At 71.6% G+C, this 13948-nt stretch carries 15 protein-coding genes; 6 read left to right on the plus strand and 9 right to left on the minus strand.

Annotation, left to right across the window (positions count from 1 at the left end):
* Nucleotides 1-38: 38 nt before the first annotated feature.
* Nucleotides 39-1340 carry a winged helix-turn-helix domain-containing protein gene (locus tag ACTJJZ_RS00840; protein WP_440719272.1) on the minus strand — a complete coding sequence of 434 codons (1302 nt, stop codon included), beginning with the start codon at nt 1338-1340 and terminating at the stop codon, nt 39-41.
* 69 nt (nt 1341-1409) lie between these two features.
* Here ACTJJZ_RS00840 and ACTJJZ_RS00845 point away from each other — a divergent pair, with 69 nt between their 5' ends.
* Both ACTJJZ_RS00845 and ilvA read left to right on the plus strand, forming a co-directional pair.
* On the plus strand, nt 1410-2603 hold the full coding sequence (locus ACTJJZ_RS00845) for an AI-2E family transporter (protein ID WP_440719273.1): 1194 nt from the start codon (nt 1410-1412) through the stop codon (nt 2601-2603).
* A complete protein-coding gene (ilvA, locus tag ACTJJZ_RS00850; protein WP_440719274.1) occupies nt 2600-3835 on the plus strand; it encodes a threonine ammonia-lyase in 1236 nt (411 codons plus the stop codon). Before ACTJJZ_RS00845 ends, ilvA begins: the two co-directional genes overlap by 4 nt.
* A gap of 66 nt (nt 3836-3901) precedes the next feature.
* Here the strand turns inward: ilvA and greA are convergent, their stop codons facing one another.
* Complete coding sequence (gene greA / locus ACTJJZ_RS00855) at nt 3902-4390, minus strand: transcription elongation factor GreA (RefSeq protein ID WP_440719275.1); 489 nt, start codon at nt 4388-4390, stop codon at nt 3902-3904.
* A gap of 93 nt (nt 4391-4483) precedes the next feature.
* Nucleotides 4484-4870 (minus strand): DUF4307 domain-containing protein, encoded by a 387-nt coding sequence (locus tag ACTJJZ_RS00860; protein WP_440719276.1) that lies wholly within the window; start codon nt 4868-4870, stop codon nt 4484-4486.
* A 121-nt stretch (nt 4871-4991) separates the two neighbouring features.
* Between ACTJJZ_RS00860 and ACTJJZ_RS00865 the strand changes: the two genes are divergently transcribed.
* On the plus strand, nt 4992-5267 hold the full coding sequence (locus ACTJJZ_RS00865; RefSeq protein ID WP_440719277.1) for a hypothetical protein: 276 nt from the start codon (nt 4992-4994) through the stop codon (nt 5265-5267).
* A 1-nt stretch (nt 5268) separates the two neighbouring features.
* Here the strand turns inward: ACTJJZ_RS00865 and trhA are convergent, their stop codons facing one another.
* Nucleotides 5269-6006 (minus strand): PAQR family membrane homeostasis protein TrhA, encoded by a 738-nt coding sequence (trhA, locus tag ACTJJZ_RS00870; protein ID WP_440719278.1) that lies wholly within the window; start codon nt 6004-6006, stop codon nt 5269-5271.
* A gap of 106 nt (nt 6007-6112) precedes the next feature.
* On the opposite strand from trhA, the gene ACTJJZ_RS00875 reads away from it, so the two are divergent.
* The 3 genes from ACTJJZ_RS00875 (at nt 6113) to ACTJJZ_RS00885 (ending at nt 9603) form a co-directional block, all read left to right on the plus strand.
* Nucleotides 6113-6898, plus strand: coding sequence for an isoprenyl transferase (locus ACTJJZ_RS00875; protein WP_440719279.1), 786 nt, complete (start codon nt 6113-6115; stop codon nt 6896-6898).
* A gap of 34 nt (nt 6899-6932) precedes the next feature.
* On the plus strand, nt 6933-8075 hold the full coding sequence (locus ACTJJZ_RS00880; protein ID WP_440719280.1) for an aminotransferase class V-fold PLP-dependent enzyme: 1143 nt from the start codon (nt 6933-6935) through the stop codon (nt 8073-8075).
* A gap of 253 nt (nt 8076-8328) precedes the next feature.
* The gene (locus ACTJJZ_RS00885) at nt 8329-9603 is read left to right on the plus strand and encodes a PhoH family protein (protein WP_440719435.1); all 1275 of its coding nucleotides are present in this window, start codon (nt 8329-8331) and stop codon (nt 9601-9603) included.
* 185 nt (nt 9604-9788) lie between these two features.
* Here ACTJJZ_RS00885 and ACTJJZ_RS00890 read toward each other — a convergent pair whose 3' ends face one another.
* The 5 genes from ACTJJZ_RS00890 to ACTJJZ_RS00910 all read right to left on the minus strand — a co-directional run bounded on the left by ACTJJZ_RS00890 (nt 9789) and on the right by ACTJJZ_RS00910 (nt 13939).
* Nucleotides 9789-10619 carry a DUF559 domain-containing protein gene (locus tag ACTJJZ_RS00890; RefSeq protein WP_440719281.1) on the minus strand — a complete coding sequence of 277 codons (831 nt, stop codon included), beginning with the start codon at nt 10617-10619 and terminating at the stop codon, nt 9789-9791.
* Nucleotides 10620-10939: 320 nt separating this feature from the next.
* A complete protein-coding gene (locus tag ACTJJZ_RS00895; RefSeq protein WP_440719282.1) occupies nt 10940-12334 on the minus strand; it encodes a class II fumarate hydratase in 1395 nt (464 codons plus the stop codon).
* A 38-nt stretch (nt 12335-12372) separates the two neighbouring features.
* Nucleotides 12373-13032 (minus strand): carbonic anhydrase, encoded by a 660-nt coding sequence (locus ACTJJZ_RS00900; protein ID WP_440719283.1) that lies wholly within the window; start codon nt 13030-13032, stop codon nt 12373-12375.
* On the minus strand, nt 13029-13682 hold the full coding sequence (locus ACTJJZ_RS00905) for a DUF4245 family protein (protein WP_440719284.1): 654 nt from the start codon (nt 13680-13682) through the stop codon (nt 13029-13031). The genes ACTJJZ_RS00900 and ACTJJZ_RS00905 overlap by 4 nt, the downstream gene beginning before the upstream one ends.
* On the minus strand, nt 13679-13939 hold the full coding sequence (locus ACTJJZ_RS00910; RefSeq protein ID WP_440719285.1) for an exodeoxyribonuclease VII small subunit: 261 nt from the start codon (nt 13937-13939) through the stop codon (nt 13679-13681). The genes ACTJJZ_RS00905 and ACTJJZ_RS00910 overlap by 4 nt, the downstream gene beginning before the upstream one ends.
* Nucleotides 13940-13948 lie beyond the last annotated feature (9 nt).

The following is a 13948-nucleotide window of genomic DNA, read 5'->3' on the forward strand; positions in this document are numbered from 1 at the left end:
CCCGAGCCGTCGGGTGGCGGCCGTTTCGCTTTCCCGGCTCAGGCCGGGAGCGGCACCAGCTCCGTCCGTCCCACGTCGTGGCGCAGCACCCGCTCCGGATGCGACATGAGCACGTCCGCGAGATCGCCGGCGGCGTCGCCCCACGCCGAGACGGACACCTGCTCCAGCCCCTGCCACGCCGCCGCGGTGCGCAGCTCCGCGGCGATCCGCTCGACGTCGTCCGCGGGCCGGGCCTGCGGCTCCCACCACGCCGACTGCACGAGCAGCGTGCGGGCTGCGCGATCCGCCTTGAGGTCGATCCGCGCCGAGATCCGGTCGCCGACGAGGACCAGCAGCGAGTAGTAGCCGTAGCGGCGCCGCGGTGACGGCGTGTAGATCTCGATGCGGTAGTCGAGCGCGAAGGCGCGCAGCGCCCGATCCCGGAACCAGACCACCGGGTCGAACGGGGTGAGGATCGCGGCCGTGTCGATCCGGCGGGGGAGAACCGCGTCGACGTGCCGCCACGCGGGGATCGGCCGCCCGCCGCGCTCCCAGCCGCGCACCCGCACCGGGGCGAGCTCGCCGGCCTCGACCAGGTCGTCGATCGCGGCCAGGACCGCACCGCGATCCTTGATCCGGTAATAGTCGGCGAGGTCGGCGGCGGTCGCGACGCCGTGCGAGCGCGCGGCGCGGCGGACCAGCTCGCGGATCGCCTCGGTACGGGGACGATCCCGGCCGAGGAGGCCGGCGGGCACGACGTCCGCGGCGAGCGCGTACCGGCGCTCGAAGCCGTCCCGCCCGGCGATCGCGACCTCGCCGATCCGCCACAGGTACTCCAGGGCGTGCTTCACCTCGTCCCACTCCCACCAGCCGCCGCGGCCGCCCGGCGCGTCCCCGCGGATCTCGGCGGGACGCGACGGTCCGCGATCCCGCAGCTCGGCGCGGATCCAGTCGAGCGTGCGGGCCGAGGAGCTCTGCCCCCAGAACTCGCCGCGCTTGCGGAGGAACGCGTCCCGGCGGAAGCCCCACAGCGGCCAGTCCTCGACCGGCAGGAAGGTGGCCTCGTGCGCGATGTACTCGGTGTAGCGCCCCGGTCGCGACGGTGACGGACGGGAGAGCACCGCGCGATCCAGTAGGCCCGGATCGTAGGCGCCGAGCCGGGAGAACAGCGGCAGGTAGTGCGAGCGCGCGAACACGTTCACCGAGTCGATCTGCAGCACGCCCATGCGCGCCATCGCGGTGTGCAGGTGCCGTGCCGCCGGGGCGCCGGGTCGCCGCCGGGAGAACCCCTGCGCGGCGAGGGCCATCCGGCGGGCCTCGGCGGCGCTCATCGTCTCGGTGGCGGTGCGGGTCTCGATCACGTCGGCCAGCGTAGCCGCGGCCACCGACGTCGAGACGGGCGCCCCGCTCCGCGCCCGTAGACTGGGCCGATGAGTGATGAGAGTCTTCGCCTCCGCGATCTCATCAGGCGGCGCTCGGTGACGGGGCGCGTGGATGTCACGGACGAGGTCGAGCGATCCCTGCCGACCGGACTCCGCATCGCGACCGCGTACTCGTGGCGGCTGCTGGTGATCGCGGCCGCCGTCGGCGTGCTGGTCTGGCTGGTGATCCTGTTCAAGATCCTGGTCGTGCCGCTGCTGATCGCGATCCTGGTCACGGCGCTGCTGTGGCCGGCCTTCAGCGCGATGCTGCGGGCGCGCTTCCCGCGCTGGCTCGCGATCGTGATCTCCCTCGTCGGCACCATCGCGATCGTGGGCGGGCTGCTGTGGCTCGCGATCTGGCAGATCACGCAGCAGTGGCACGATGTGCAGAGCAGGACCGTGGCCGCCACGGGGCAGCTTCAGCGCTTCCTCATCGAGGGCCCGCTGCACCTCACCGAGAAGCAGCTCAGCGACTTCCTGCAGCAGGGGATGACCTTCCTCTCCGAGCAGGGCGAGCTGCTGAAGTCCGGGGCGATCGCGGTCGGCTCGACCTTCGGGCACGTGGCCACCGGAGCGCTGCTCACCGTGTTCATCCTGCTCTGCCTGCTCGCCGACGGCGGCGGGATCTGGCGCTGGACGCTCAAGCTGTTCCCGCGGTCCTCGCGTCTCGCCGTCGACGCGGCCGCCCGCAACGGCTGGGCGACCGTGATCAACTATGCGCGCACGCAGATGCTGGTCGCGTTCATCGACGCCGTCGGCATCGGCCTCGGCGCGTTCATGCTGGGCGTCCCGCTCGCCGTGCCCGTCGCGGTGCTGGTGTTCCTCGGATCCTTCATCCCGATCGTCGGCGCGGTCGTCACCGGCACCCTCGCGGTCTTCCTCGCCCTCGTCTACAACGGGCCGTGGATCGCCCTGTGGATGCTCGTCGTGGTGCTCGCGGTGCAGCAGATCGAGGGGCACATCCTGCAGCCGATCCTGATGGGATCCGCGGTCAAGGTGCATCCGCTCGCCGTGGTCCTCGTCGTGGCCGGGGGCGCGCTGATCGCGGGGATCCCCGGGGCCCTGTTCGCCGTGCCGTTCGCGGCCTTCGTGAACGTCGCGGCCGTGACCGTGAACTCCGGTGCCTGGCGCACCGGCGCCGACCCTGACGGCGATTACATCTGGCAGACCGTGCCGCGGGTGCGGAGAAGGAGCACGCGATGACGAACGAGACGATCCCGACCCTCGCCGAGATCCAGCAGGCCGCGGACGGCCTGGACGGCGTGATCGTGCGAACGCCCACGCTGCCGTCGATCGCGCTCGGCAAGGTGCTGGGGTCGCCCGTGCTGCTGAAGATGGAGAACCTGCAGCGCACCGGCTCGTTCAAGATCCGCGGCGCGGTGCACCGGCTGTCCAAGCTCACCCCGGACGAGCGCGGCCGTGGCGTGGTCGCCGCCTCGGCGGGCAACCACGCGCAGGGCGTCGCGCTGGCCGCGCAGGCGCTCGGGATCAAGGCGACGATCTTCATGCCCATGGGCGTCCCGGTGCCGAAGCTGCTGGCGACCCGCGGGTACGGCGCCGATGTCGTCCTCGAGGGGGAGACCGTGGCGACCTCGCTCCGGCTGGCCGCCGAGTTCGCCGAGCGCACGGGCGCCGTGCTCATCCCGCCGTTCGACCACCGCGATGTCGTGACCGGCCAGGCGACGCTCGGACTGGAGCTGATCGACGACGTGCCCGACGTCGACACGGTGGTGCTCGGGATCGGCGGCGGAGGCCTCATCGCCGGCGTCGCGGCAGCCGTCAAGGCCCGCGCCGCCGAGCAGGGCCGCACGGTGCGGGTGATCGGCGTGCAGGCGGAGAACGCGGCCGCGATGGGCCCCTCGCTCGCGGCGGGCCACCCGGTGGAGATCACGACCCAGCCCACGATCGCCGACGGCATCCTCGTGGCCCGCCCCGGAAACGTGCCGTTCGGCATGATCCAGGAGCTCGTCGACGAGGTCGTCACCGTCAGCGACGACGACATCGCCCGCGCCCTGCTGCTGCTGCTCGAGCAGTCCAAGGTCGTCGTGGAGCCGGCCGGCGCGGTCGGCGTCGCCGCGATCCTCTCCGGCAAGGTGCACAACAGCGGTACCACGCTCGCCGTCCTGTCCGGCGGCAACATCGACCCGCTGCTGCTGCAGCGCGTGGTCTCGCACGGCCTCGCCGCGTCCGGCCGCTACCTGACGCTGCGCATCCCGCTCCCGGACCGCCCTGGCCAGCTCGCCCAGGTCTCCGAGCTCATCGCGCACGCCGGCGCCAACGTGATCGAGGCCATGCACACGCGGCACGGCCACGGCCTGCAGATCAACGACGTGATCCTGGAGCTGAGCGTGGAGACCCGCGGCCCGGAGCACTCCGAGCTGACCCTGGACACCCTGCGCGCCGCCGGCTTCGAGCCCGTGGTGGTGCAGGACTAGAACCCGCGTAGACGACGAACCCGCCGTGCCCTCGATGGCACGGCGGGTTCGTCGTCTGTCGCGGGGTCAGCCCGAGAAGGTCTCGACCTTGAGGATCTCGACCTCGATCGAGCGGCCGTTCGGAGCCTCGTACGAGGTCTTGTCGCCGACCTTGAGTCCCTGGATCGCGGATCCGAGCGGGCTCGCCTCGCTGTACACGTCGAGGTCGGTGCCGCCGGCGATCTCGCGGCTGCCGAGGAGGAAGACCTCCTCGCCGCCCGCGACGGTCGCGGTCACCACGGTGCCCGGCTCGACGATGCCGCGGCTGGCCGGGGCCTCGCCCACCTTGGCGGTCTTCAGCAGCGACTCCAGCGTGCGGATGCGCGCCTCCATCTTGCCCTGCTCGTCTTTGGCGGCGTGATAGCCGCCGTTCTCCTTGAGGTCGCCCTCTTCACGTGCGGCCTCGATGCGCTTGGCGATCTCATCGCGACCGACCGTGGAGAGCTGCTCCAGCTCCGCGACAAGACGGTCGTACGCCTCCTGCGTGAGGAAGGGGACCTGAGCGTCGTTCGACACGGCGAAACTCCTTGCGAATCGGATCCGGGCGGACTGCCCCGGATATGCCAAGACGCCCCGGCACGTGCCGGGGCGTCGCTCAACACGACGAGCCTAGGACACCCAGCAGGAGTTCACCAAACCGGTCGTCGCCTCGCCGACCACCGGAATGCGCTCGGTGAACGCCCTCGCGCGCTGGCTCGAGGCAGGGTACGCGATGACCTTCCAGCCCACGATCCCGAACTCCTCGTCCTGCGCCTCGAGGATGCAGTGCACCGGTCGGTCGGTCGGCGCGGAGATCTGGAACGACACCGTCACGGTGTGCGGATCCGTGAGCGCGAAGCCGCGATCCGTGACGTCCACGGCGTCCGCGGAGCCCTGGTAGGTCCACCAGCCGAGCACCGCGACGACCGCCACCGCGACCGCTCCGCCGAGGATCATCGGCAGGCGTCTGCGGGGCCCGCGGCCGTAGCGCTCATCGAGCTGGGCTTGCGTCGTCACGGCGGGGTGCATCCGATCGTTAGGCTGGTGGTTCCAGGGTATCCCGTGAAGTCCCGCGGCCCGAAAGGGCCCCACCGGGAACGCCCGCGGCCCGAAAGGGTCTCACCAGAAAGGCACTGTGATGATCGAGGCGCTCCTCGCGGCCGCGGCGGCGACGCCCACGCCGACTCCGACCGTGGACCCGAACCTGGTGAGCCCTGGGCCGGTCGGCTTCGCGATCGTCGCGGTCATCGTCGTGCTCGCGGCGGCACTGATCTGGGACATGCAGCGCCGGATCCGCCGGGTGCGCTACCGCGAAGAGGTGCGTGCAGAGCTGGACGCGGAGGAGGCGGCCACGCACGGCGAAGACAGCGGAGACGACGCGGGCCAGGGCGGGACGGGCGGCCCCACGGCCTGAGTCAGGCCGGCATCCCGAGCGAGGGGTGCAGGGGAGCCAGCGAGATCAGCAGGCACGCGGCCCAGTGGCAGAGGAACGCCAGCACGGTGCAGACGTGGAAGATCTCGTGGAACCCGAACCTGCCGGGCCACGGGTTCGGACGCTTCAGCGCGTAGACGATCGCGCCGGCCGTGTAGAGCAGCCCGCCCACGCAGACCAGCACCATCATCGCGACGTTCGCGTGCAGCAGGTCGACGAGGTACATGACGGCGGCCCAGCCGAGCAGCAGGTACAGGGCGACGTAGAGCCAGCGCGGAGCGTTGATCCAGAACACGCGGAACAGGATCCCCAGCAGCGCGCCCGACCACACCAGGGACAGCAGCAGCACGCCCTCGCCCGGGGGAAGCGCGAGCGTCGCGAGCGGGGTGTAGGTCCCGGCGATCAGGAGCAGGATGTTCGCGTGGTCGATCCGCTTCAGGATCGCCTTGGTCCGCGGCTTCCAGTCGAACCGGTGATACAGCGCGGAATTGCCGAACAGCAGCATCGAGGTCATCATGAAGACCGCCGCCGCCCACTTCGCGGGAGCTCCGTGCGCGAACACGATGAGCACGATGCCCGCCGCGACGGCGACGGGGAAGGTGCCCGCGTGAATCCACCCGCGCCAGGTCGGCTTGATCTCGGCCTGCACGCCGGTGGAGCCGGTCTCGAGCAGCGGAAGCTGGGGCACGTCGGGGGCGGCGTTCGGGATCGCTCGGCGCATGGCCACACTCTAAGCCGCCCGGCATGCCCTGAGCGGCACATATCCTGTGCGGATCGTGACAGCGCGCGCTCCCTCGCCGGGCGGGCGTGCGCGGTAGCGTAGGGGAGTGAGCGCACGGTCGGATCAGCCTGGTAGCGGACCCCTCTATCGGCTGTACACCCGGCGGCTCCGGCGGCGCCTGGATCCGTCCACGGTGCCGCACCACGTCGCGATGATGATCGACGGGAACCGGCGCTGGGCGCGCCAGCTCGGCTACGCCACCGCTGCGCACGGTCACCGCGCCGGCGCGGCGAAGATGCGCGAGTTCCTGGGCTGGTGCGACGAGCTCGGCATCGGGGTGGTCTCGCTGTACCTGCTCTCGGCGGACAACCTGCGCAAGCGCGATTCGGCCGAGCTCGCGGATCTCATCGAGATCATCGGCGAGCTCGCCGACGCGCTCTCCCGCGAGGGCAACTGGCGGGTCAAGCACGTCGGCCGATCCGACATCCTGCCGCCCGAGCTCGCGCGGGTGCTGGCCGACGCCGAGGAGCGCACCGGCGCGCACACCGGCCTGCACGTGAACCTCGCCGTGGGCTACGGCGGGCGCAACGAGATCGTCGACGCCGTGCGCAGCATCATCGCCCAGCACGAGGCGTCCGGGGGCACGCTGGAGGACCTCGCGGCGCACCTCACGCCGGAGATGATCGGCGAGCACCTGTACACCGGCGGGCAGCCGGATCCTGACCTCGTCATCCGCACCAGCGGCGAGCAGCGCCTCAGCGACTTCCTGCTCTGGCAGAGCGCGCACAGCGAGTTCTACTTCGTGGAGGCGCTGGGGCCGGATCTGCGCCAGGTCGACTTCCTGCGCGCGATCCGCGACTACGCCGACCGCGACCGCCGCTTCGGGCGCTGAGAGCGGCAGGTCTCTCGCGTGCGAGACTGATCCGATGACCGGAACACCCGTGCGGAGTGCCATCGACGCGTACACGGAGACCTTCGTCGAGGATCCCGGCTATCTGGACTGGGCCGCGTTCGGCCCGGTGTCGCCGGCCGCCCGCGCAGCCCTGGACGCCGACGCCGCCCTGCTCGCATCGGGCCGGCCCGAGGACATCGCCGCCGCGGGCCGGCAGGGGACCGCCGCGCGGCAGGAGCTCGCCGTGCTGCTCGACGCCGACGCGGACGAGGTCACGCTGCACCCGTCGTCCACGCACGCGCTGCAGCAGGCGTTCGCGGGGCTGGACGGCGCCGTGGTCGCCTCGTCGGCGGAGTTCCCGAGCGTCACCATCACCCTCGCGCGCGCGGCCGAGGCGGCGGCCGGGCGGCTCGTGCCGCGCTGGATCGCGCCCGCCGACAGCCGCGTCACCGCGGACGCCGCAGCGGACGCGCTGGATCCCGCCGTGGTGGCGCTCGTCGTCAGCCACGTCGACTTCCGCTCGGGGTATCGCGCGGATCTGCCGGCGCTGCGCGAGCTGCTCGGACCGGATCGGCTGCTGATCGTCGACGCGGTGCAGTCGTTCGGCGTGGTGGACGAGGACTGGTCCGTCGCCGACGTCGTGGTCGGTCACGGCTACAAGTGGCTGCGCGCGGGACGCGGCACCGGGTTCGCCCGGTTCACCGCACAGGCGCGGGAGCGGATCCGTCCGGTGCTCAGCGGGAGGATCGCGACCTCGGCCGCCGGGCTGCCGGTCGACGCGCTGGCGGGTCCGGCGGCGTCCGGCCAGGCGTACGCGGTGAGCGCGCCCGATCAGCTCGCCGCCGGCCGCTCGGCGGCCGCGGTGGCCGAGGTCCGGAGGACGGGCGTGCCCGAGATCGCCGCGGCTCTCGCCCGCAACGTCGACGCGGTGCTCGAGACCGCCGATCGGCACGGCGTGCCCGTGGTCTCGCCGCGGGATCCCGCCGAGCGCGCCGGGATCGTCGTGCTCGCGCCGGCGGATCCGGCGGGGCTCGGGGCGGCGCTGGCCGAGGCGGGAGTGCGCGCGACCGTGCGGGCCGGGCACGTGCGCGTGGCTCCGCACGCGGGCACGACGGCCGAGACCCTCGGCATGCTGGAGGGCGCCCTCGCCGGTGCCGCAGAGTTCATCGCGCCTTAACCTTCAACCTCGCGTGTCGGAGACGCGCCAAGGGCTCGCGGAGCCGTACGTTCATGGCATCGGGCACGGCGCCCGATCGAGTCGGCCTTCAGGATCGCGACTCGTGGCCCCCTGGTCGACTCGCCTATCACCGGGAAGCATCCCGGGTCGGGAGAGGGTCGTGGCCGCACGTACAGCACTGAACAGCAGCACCCGCACCAGCGCTCAGGAGAAGGACCGGGGATCCTCGCCCGATCAGGACCTCAAGACGTACGTGCTCGACACGTCCGTGCTCCTGTCCGACCCGCGGGCGTTCTTCCGCTTCGCCGAGCACTCCATCGTGCTCCCCGTCGTCGTGATCGGCGAACTCGAGGGCAAGCGGAACGACCCGGAGATCGGCTACTTCGCGCGGCAGGCGCTGCGCCACCTCGACGAGCTGCGCGTCGAGCACGGCCGGCTCGACTTCCCGGTCCCGATCGGCGAGGGCGGCACGCTCCGCGTCGAGCTGAACAACACGGATCAGAGCGTGCTGCCGAGCGGGATCCGCCTGAACGACAACGACTCGAAGATCCTCGCCATCGCGATGCACCTCGCCCAGGACGGCCAGGAGGTCACGGTGGTCTCGAAGGACCTGCCGATGCGGGTCAAGGCGGCCTCCCTCGGCATCAACGCCGAGGAGTACCTCGCCGAGCAGGCCGTCGACTCGGGCTGGACGGGGATCAGCTCGATCGCGCTCTCCGGCGACGAGATGAGCGATCTGTACGAGAGCGAGGTCGGCACGAGCGAGGAGGCGCTCGGCCTTCCCGTGAACACGGGCCTGATCATCCACTCGGAGCGCGGATCCGCCCTCGGGCGCATCACCGGTGACGGCGAGTACTCCCTGGTGCGCGGCGACCGCGAGGTCTTCGGCCTGCACGGCCGTTCCGCCGAGCAGCGCATCGCGATCGACCTGCTGCTGGATCCGGAGGTCGGCATCGTCTCCCTCGGCGGGCGCGCCGGAACCGGCAAGTCGGCGCTGGCCCTGTGCGCGGGCCTGGAGGCCGTGCTGGAGCGGCAGCAGCAGAAGAAGATCATCGTGTTCCGGCCCTTGTTCGCCGTCGGCGGCCAGGAGCTCGGCTACCTGCCCGGCGACCAGGGCGAGAAGATGGGCCCGTGGGGACAGGCGGTGTTCGACACGCTCGGGTCCGTGGTCTCCGGCAATGTGCTGGAGGAGGTCGTCGCGCGCGGCATGCTCGAGGTGCTCCCGCTCACGCACATCCGCGGACGCTCGCTGCACGACGCGTTCGTGATCGTCGACGAGGCGCAGTCCCTCGAGCGCAACGTGCTGCTGACGGTGCTGAGCCGGATGGGCCAGAACTCCCGGGTCGTCCTGACGCACGACGTGGGCCAGCGCGACAACCTGCGCGTCGGCCGGCACGACGGCGTCGCGAGCGTCATCGAGACGCTCAAGGGCCACGACCTGTTCGGCCACGTGACGCTGCAGCGCTCCGAGCGCTCCGCGATCGCCGCGCTGGTCACCGAGCTGCTGGAGGGCGGAGAGCTCAGCTGAGGCCGCGATCCGGCGGTTGGCGGACGCCCGAGCCCGCCGGGCCGCGCCCGCCGGGCTGAGCCCGCCGGGCCGAGCCTGTCCCGGATCGCCGACCGATCCGAAGGATTCCTCGGCGGATCGTGACATCGTCGGCCGGGCGGGACACCGCTCGCCCTTACGCAGGAGGGTCACGCCGAGAGGCCGGTTCAGGCGGCGTGACGGGCGAGCGCCGCGAGGATGGCGGCTTGAACGGTCGGCCAATCGTGGATGATCTGCGCGTAGTCGAAGCGCAGAGTCTCGTACCCCAGGCGGGAGGCGATCGCGTCTCGCTGACGATCCCTGTGGCGCTGCGAAGATCCGTCGTGGTTCTCCTTGCCGTCTGCCTCGAGGATCAGACGTCCCGCCACCACGAAATCGACCACACCGACACCATGGATCCGGACCTGGCAGTCGAGCTGGATCCCGAGGAGGTGCAGTCGCAGCCGCAGCAGCGACTCGAGCCCGCTGTCGGCGTCGGGTCGAGCGAGATCGATCAGCCATCGGGCTGTCTGCGGAAGCGCGGCTCGGATCCTGGCTCGCGCACTGCGGAACAACAACCCTTTGCGCCAGGCGGACTCGAACGAGGCGAAGAACGCCTCGTCCCCCTGGCACCGGTAGAGGTGGACCAGGGCCGTCTCCAGATCGGTGTGGCCGGGAGCAGGAGTGCCGCGGTAGAAGTGCGACACGCACGTGCAGCCATCGTGCTGTTGCGCATGGTGGTTCGGCCCCAGCCACACGTGCAGCGCGTCGGAGTCCGAGAGCACCCAGACCTTGAGCCGGCGCAGCACGCTCACGCAGCTCAGCGCACCGCCATGGGCGGCGGCTGTGCGCACGTCGGCTTCGATCCTCGGGAGGGCGAAGACACCCGGACGGATCCGTTCCAGGACGCCCTTCTGCACGAGGCGGGCAAGAGAACGGCGGCTGAAGCCGAGTTCCTGCAGGCGGGCGCCGGTGGCGATGCCGCCGATACGAGCCAGAGTGTCTGGTGCGGAGAGCATGCAAACAACATGGCGATCCGCGCCGTCGTCTGGGCATCGCGGTACGGGATCGGGGCGGAACTCGGCCTTCCGCGTGGGTGTGGAGGACGAACGGATCCGCGCGCTCCTGCCGACCCGCCCGCCGAGCCGAGGATGTCACGGATCGCCGAGGAATGCGCGTCAAGTCTCGGCGGATCGGGACAGAGTCTGCCGGGCGCGCGCGCCCGGCGCGACGTAGACGCACGCGGGGCGGATCCGACACCCGGAGACGACGGATGCCGCGACCCCCGAAGGGGCCGCGGCATCCGGGAGCCGGCAGGACCGACGGACCGGATCCGGGATCAGCCGGCGTGCGTCATCGAGAGCAGGTCGAGCCGGGCGTCGAGGTCGTCCAGGGTGATCTCGCCGCGCTCCACGTAGCCGAGGTCGATCACGGCGTCGCGGACGGTGATGCCCTTCGCGACCGCGTGCTTGGCGATCTTCGCCGCGGCCTCGTAGCCGATGACCTTGTTCAGCGGGGTGACGATCGACGGGCTCATGCCGGCGAACGCGGCCGCGCGCTCGGTGTTGGCCTGCAGGCCGTCGACGGTCTTGTCGGCCAGCACGCGCACCGCGTTGGACAGCAGGCGGATCGACTCCAGCAGCGCCGTGCCCATGACCGGGATCGCGACGTTGAGCTCGAAGGATCCGGAGGCGCCGGCCCAGGCCACCGTCGCGTCGTTGCCGATCACGCGCGCGCACACCATGAGCGTCGCCTCGGGGATGACCGGGTTGACCTTGCCCGGCATGATCGAGGAGCCCGGCTGCAGGTCGGGGATGTGCAGCTCGCCGAGGCCGGTGTTCGGGCCGGAGCCCATCCAGCGCAGGTCGTTGTTGATCTTGGTCAGCGACACCGCGATCGTGCGCAGCGCGCCGGATGCCTCGACGAGGCCGTCGCGGTTGGCCTGCGCCTCGAAGTGGTCCTTGGCCTCGGTGATCGGCAGCTCGGTCTCGGCGGCGAGCAGTGCGATGACCTTCTGCGGGAAGCCCAGCGGGGTGTTGATGCCGGTGCCGACCGCGGTGCCGCCGAGCGGCACCTCGGCGACGCGGGGGAGCGCCGACTGCACGCGCTCGATGCCGAGCCGGATCTGCCGTGCGTAGCCGCCGAACTCCTGGCCGAGCGTGACCGGGGTGGCGTCCATGAGGTGGGTGCGGCCGGACTTGACCGCGTCCTTCCACAGCTCGGCCTTCGCCTCGAGGGCGACGGCGAGGTGGTCGAGCGCGGGGATGAGGGTGTCGATGAGCGCTTGGGTGACGGCGATGTGCACCGAGGTGGGGAAGACGTCGTTGGACGACTGCGAGGCGTTCACGTGGTCGTTCGGGTGCACGGCCGAGCCCAGGATCCGGGTGGCGAGGGTCGCGAGCACCTCGTTCATGTTCATGTTCGAACTGGTGCCGGATCCGGTCTGGTACGTGTCGACCGGGAACTCGCCGTCGTGCTTGCCCGCGGCGACCTCGTCGGCGGCCTGCGCGATCGCATCGGCGATGGCGCCGTCGAGCGTGCCGAGCTCCTTGTTGGCGAGCGCGGCGGCCTTCTTGATCCGGGCGAGCGCGGCGATCTGCGTCGATTCCAGGCCCTTGCCCGAGATGGGGAAGTTCTCCACCGCGCGCTGCGTCTGCGCCCCGTACAGGGCGTTCACGGGCACGCGCACCTCGCCCATGGTGTCGTGTTCGATGCGGTACTCGGTATCAGCCACTGCTGTTCCTCCAGATGTGACGGGATGACGGGGGATGTTCAGGGGCGGGCGCCGGAGAGGCCCACGGTCACGACCGGCATCGCGGTGCCGTCGCCCAGCCGGTAGTTCGCGCCCACGACGCCGAGGCGGCCCTCGGCGACCGCGGCGGCGATCAGCTCGGACGACTGCAGGAGGTCGTCCACGGTGTTGCGCAGGTGCTCCCGGCCGACGAGCTCGGCGTCGATGTCGTCGGTCGTGGATCCGCCGTGCTCGGCGAGCACCTTGCGGGCGGCCGGCACGATCGGCGCGATGAGGCGCCAGATGTGCGGGGGGAGCGGGGTCGCGTCGATCGCGGTGCCGTCGATCGCGGCCCGGACGGCGCCGCAGCTGTCGTGCGCGAGGACCACGATCAGGGGCACGCCGAGGATGGCGACCGCGTACTCGAGGCTCGCCACGATCGACTCGCCGAGCACCTGGCCGGCGTTGCGGACGACGAACAGGTCGCCGAGGCCCTTGTCGAAGATGATCTCGGCCGCGAGCCGCGAGTCGGAGCACCCGAACAGCGTCGCCAGCGGGGCCTGCCCGTCGACGAGCTGGTGGCGCTTGCCCACGTCCTGGTTCGGATGCTCGGGCTCACCGGCGACGAACCGCCGGTTTCCCTCCAGCATCAGGTTCCAGGCCTCGTCGGGGGTCAGGGCGCGCGCGTGGGGAGGTGTCATCGTCCGCTTTCGAGATGATCGATCTGGGGGCTGATCTTGGCGACCAGTTCGGCCGTGGCGGCCTTGCCCAGCGCGCCGTAGACCAGGATGTAGTCCTTGCCGACCTGCGCGCCGAGGGCGTCGGTGATGTTGCCGGACTGGTCCGGGCTGGGCAGCTCGTACTGATCCCAGCTGCGGCCGCCGATGGAGATCGTGCCCTTCGGCGCCGTGCCGTGCAGCGGCGTCAGCGCCCAGCTCGCGTCGGCGTCGAAAGCCTGCGCGATGTGCGCGTAGCCCCGCGCGTCCGCGGCCTCGGGCGCGGCCGTGATGTCCCACACCGCGGGCTTGCCGTCGACCAGCACGGCCTTGTTCACCCGCCAGTTGGAGGGGAGCACAGGCACGAGCACCGGTCGGTCCATGGTGCTCTGCGCATTCTTCGCGGCGCCGTGCAGATCGACGCCGGGAACGCTGGTGACATCCCCGCGCGGCACGAGGAGGACGATGATCAGCACGACGCCGACCGTGGCGATCAGCGCGGCGATGAGCGCGCGGAAGGTCTGGCTGGAACGGTAGGCGGCGGAGGAGGCGGCCTTGCGGTCGGCGGCCTCCTGAGCGGTCTCCGGACGGCCGAGCTCCGCGACGATGGGAGGCTGCTTCGGATCGCGGCTCATCGCGCGTCTCCCTCGACGGAGGACCGGGCGGCGTCGAGCCGGCGCTTGGCGCCGAGCAGCCACTCCTCGCAGCGCGCGGCAAGGGCCTCGCCGCGCTCCCAGAGCGTCAGCGACTGCTCCAGGGTGGGGGCGCCCTGCTCGAGTTCGGCGACCACGCGCACGAGCTCGTCCCTGGCCTGCTCGAAGCTGAGATCCGCGGGATCGGCGACGGCCGCGGGGATCCCCGCAGACGCGGACGGCTCGTTCGACACGGTCACCCCACCATC

The sequence above is a fragment of the Microbacterium sp. 22242 genome (genome assembly GCF_052045495.1).
GTDB lineage: Bacteria > Actinomycetota > Actinomycetes > Actinomycetales > Microbacteriaceae > Microbacterium.

Coding starts and splice junctions, on each gene's coding strand:
- ACTJJZ_RS00865 (WP_440719277.1), top strand. CDS start 4,992: ATGATCGAGGCGCTCCTCGCGGCCGCGGCGGCGACGCCCACGCCGACT.
- ACTJJZ_RS00890 (WP_440719281.1), bottom strand. CDS start 10,619: ATGCTCTCCGCACCAGACACTCTGGCTCGTATCGGCGGCATCGCCACC.
- ilvA (WP_440719274.1), top strand. CDS start 2,600: ATGACGAACGAGACGATCCCGACCCTCGCCGAGATCCAGCAGGCCGCG.
- ACTJJZ_RS00880 (WP_440719280.1), top strand. CDS start 6,933: ATGACCGGAACACCCGTGCGGAGTGCCATCGACGCGTACACGGAGACC.
- ACTJJZ_RS00845 (WP_440719273.1), top strand. CDS start 1,410: ATGAGTGATGAGAGTCTTCGCCTCCGCGATCTCATCAGGCGGCGCTCG.
- ACTJJZ_RS00905 (WP_440719284.1), bottom strand. CDS start 13,682: ATGAGCCGCGATCCGAAGCAGCCTCCCATCGTCGCGGAGCTCGGCCGT.
- trhA (WP_440719278.1), bottom strand. CDS start 6,006: ATGCGCCGAGCGATCCCGAACGCCGCCCCCGACGTGCCCCAGCTTCCG.
- ACTJJZ_RS00900 (WP_440719283.1), bottom strand. CDS start 13,032: ATGACACCTCCCCACGCGCGCGCCCTGACCCCCGACGAGGCCTGGAAC.